This is a genomic window from Moorena sp. SIO4G3 (genome assembly GCF_010692305.1).
GTDB classification, from domain to species: domain Bacteria; phylum Cyanobacteriota; class Cyanobacteriia; order Cyanobacteriales; family Coleofasciculaceae; genus Moorena; species Moorena producens_A.
Window position 1 is genome coordinate 1 of record NZ_JAAHIG010000139.1, and the last position, 2828, is coordinate 2828.

Below are 2828 nucleotides of genomic sequence, written 5' to 3' on the forward strand. Positions count from 1 at the left end.
AAGATGAGTACTCTCACTCTGTTAAGGAGGTAAGGTCACAGCGAGAACAGCTGTTGATAGGCGTTAGGTGGAAGTTTAGTAATAGATGAAGCCGAGACGTACTAACTGACCGAGGGCTTGACCATAACGAATACGGGCAAGATGCCCATTCTACCTTCATCGAAATTTGGCTTATCTACACTAGCTATGCAATCTTAATGGTTCGGAAGCAGAACGGGCAAAACGGGCAAGATGCCCATTCCACCTTAGATGCCCATTCCACCTTAGATGCCCATTCTACTTCCTGGTGCTTATAGCGCGACGGAACCACACCGACCCCATCCCGAACTCGGAGGTGAAACGTAGCTGCGGCGAAGATAGTTGGTGGGTAGCTGCCTGCTAAAATAGCTCAGTGCCAGGATATATATTTAATATATAGAAAAAGCCTCTTGTCTGAACTGGCAAGGGGCTTTTTCTATGCTTTTTATATGCTAAACATAACTAAAACTTACGCAAATCCCTCAATTTAACGCTACCTGTAGGGTGGGCAAGGTTTTGCCCACCCTACCCATGGGTTGTGTGCGTAAGCTACCTGTAGGGTGGGCAAGGTTTTGCCCACCCTACCCATGGATTGTGTGCGTAAGTCCTGATAACGACATTTAACTCTTAGATAACTCTAAATTAATAAATATAAATAAATGTAAATATCAAGTTGCTACCTCACACTAAAGAACTAGACTACTTATGTTGCTTGATTGAGAGTATCTCTATTGAGGATATATACTCACACAACATACAATCATCACTAAGTTTTGAACGCAGAAAAACATCATGGCAGAATACACACAGAGAGTAAGTACCCAGGTCACAGATGCAGTTACTCAGGCTAATGTAAAAGTCTTGGCTGAATCCCCAGCCCTGTCTTTGAGCAACTTGTACCAAACAATTTCTCAGACCCTGAGCTTATCGGCTCAAAACGCAGTCATGGCGCAACAACAAACCAACGTTATCCATCAAGCAACAACCACTCAAGGTGTGAGCTTGTTGTACTCAATCGATACCCTGAGCATGGGTCCTTCTGGCAGCAAAAGGCCATAGAGATAGTAACCTAATCTCCGTCAGCCACTTAAAAGAAGGACATAACGATTGAGGGAGGGTCAGATAATGTAACTATAAGTTGAACCTCCCACAAAAAAACTCAATTCAATTCTTTATGTTGGTAGACAATATATCTATTGACGATATCCCCTCAAGCAATAAACAATTCTTAATAGGTTTTCATAGGAGAAAAACATCATGGCAGGAACTCTTAACGCGGAAGACTTGGATTCCATAACAGGTATAGTGTCAGATCAAATCGATGGCTTAAAAAATGACATAAAAGCTAACGCAGGAGGAGAAGGAGGAGATCCCCCCGCTAGCACAAAAGGAGAAGAGGCAGAATTCACAAGGAGAGTAAGTACCCAGGTCACAGATGCAGTTACTCAGGCTAATGTAAAAGTCTTGGCTGAATCCCCAGCCCTGTCTTTGAGCAACTTGTACCAAACAATTTCTCAGACCCTGAGCTTATCGGCTCAAAACGCAGTTACAACACAACAACAAACCAACGTTATCCATCAAGCAACAACCACTCAAGGTGTGAGCTTGTTGTACTCAATTGATACCCTGAGCATGGGTCCTACTAACAAAACAATAACAATAAATAAGCCAGAAACAGAAGAACCTGCAGGGTAATAACTTTAATCAGCCACTGAAAACGAGCTAACCATCAAGGGAGGGCAGTGCTGTTTCATTGTCAATTTTTCGGTTCACTTAAGCTCCCGAATGGCAGCGGTTTTGCTCCTGTTTTTCTATTATTAAACTCAATAGTAGAAAAAAATAGTAGAAAAAAACGTCGATTTGCGTGACCTTAAGGGGGTTTGAGCCCCTCAACAATTTTAGGGTCGAGAGTGAAACAGCAATGAATCAAGGGAGGGGGCGATGGCTTTGTCTCTCCCTTGATTCATGGCATAATTCTGTGATTATAACTCAAAAAATAAATTTTCAAGGAAACCAATCATGGCAGAACAAGTTAACACCGCCATTACCGATGCAGTGACTCAAGTCAACTTGAAAGTTGTAGGCGAGTCACCAGCTCTTTCTTTGAGCAATCTATACCAAACCATTTCTCAATCGTTGAGCTTGTCAGCTCAAAACGGCACCATGACTCAACAACAGGGCCAAGTACTGCAAGAAACTATCACAACCCAAGGAGTTCACATGATCTATGCCATCGATACCCTGAGTATGGGGAAGAGGTCAAAGTTTAAGAAAAAGTAAGTTGCAGAACATGAAGAACACTATTATATAGTCAGAGCAAGCTTAAACCCATAAGGGGGCTAGAGATTTAGTACAAATGTTCTCCATAAGTGACATGCTACCCTGAGTATCAATTGTGAACAATGAGAAATAAAATTGCTCACTCGCATACGCCTGACAACTGAACCAATAGGCTGGCTCTGGGATCAGGTAGACCTTGCTCACAACACAGATAGAGGCTGTGAGTAAGTTCCTTTCCATGGAAATATCTGTAATAGGAGTAAAACGTTGTGGTAATGGATCCTCGCCCTCAAGAGCAGTCTGCGGAGTCAGAAGCATTTGAAGCGGAAATCCTCCAAAAAGACGTTCTAGAAGAAGCGAGCGGCACCCTAGACGACCTAGAAGTAAAAGGAATATTACCAGAATCCGAGCCTTCGGTACGGTTATTAGAGGCACACTCAGATCAGCCAGACAAAATTGAGCCAACGGTGTCAACAACCTCCGATGGAACTGAGGGCTGTAATAGGGTTGCTGATGCCACGGAAGGAAAC

Annotated in this window: 4 protein-coding genes and 2 rRNA genes; all 6 read left to right on the plus strand. The window is 43.1% G+C overall.

From position 1 onward, the window contains the following. Positions 1 to 125 (plus strand): 23S ribosomal RNA (locus tag F6J99_RS22710); the annotation flags it as partial. A 157-nt stretch (positions 126 to 282) separates the two neighbouring features. Next, a 5S ribosomal RNA gene (rrf, locus tag F6J99_RS22715) occupies positions 283 to 400 on the plus strand. Positions 401 to 810: 410 nt separating this feature from the next. Next, on the plus strand, positions 811 to 1077 hold the full coding sequence (locus F6J99_RS22720) for a RebB family R body protein (RefSeq protein ID WP_293115547.1): 267 nt from the start codon (positions 811 to 813) through the stop codon (positions 1075 to 1077). A gap of 198 nt (positions 1078 to 1275) precedes the next feature. After that, complete coding sequence (locus tag F6J99_RS22725; RefSeq protein WP_293115549.1) at positions 1276 to 1713, plus strand: RebB family R body protein; 438 nt, start codon at positions 1276 to 1278, stop codon at positions 1711 to 1713. 324 nt (positions 1714 to 2037) lie between these two features. Next, a complete protein-coding gene (locus F6J99_RS22730; protein ID WP_293115551.1) occupies positions 2038 to 2298 on the plus strand; it encodes a RebB family R body protein in 261 nt (86 codons plus the stop codon). Positions 2299 to 2573: 275 nt separating this feature from the next. After that, on the plus strand, positions 2574 to 2828 hold a 255-nt coding region (locus F6J99_RS22735), incomplete at its 3' end, for a hypothetical protein (protein WP_293115553.1).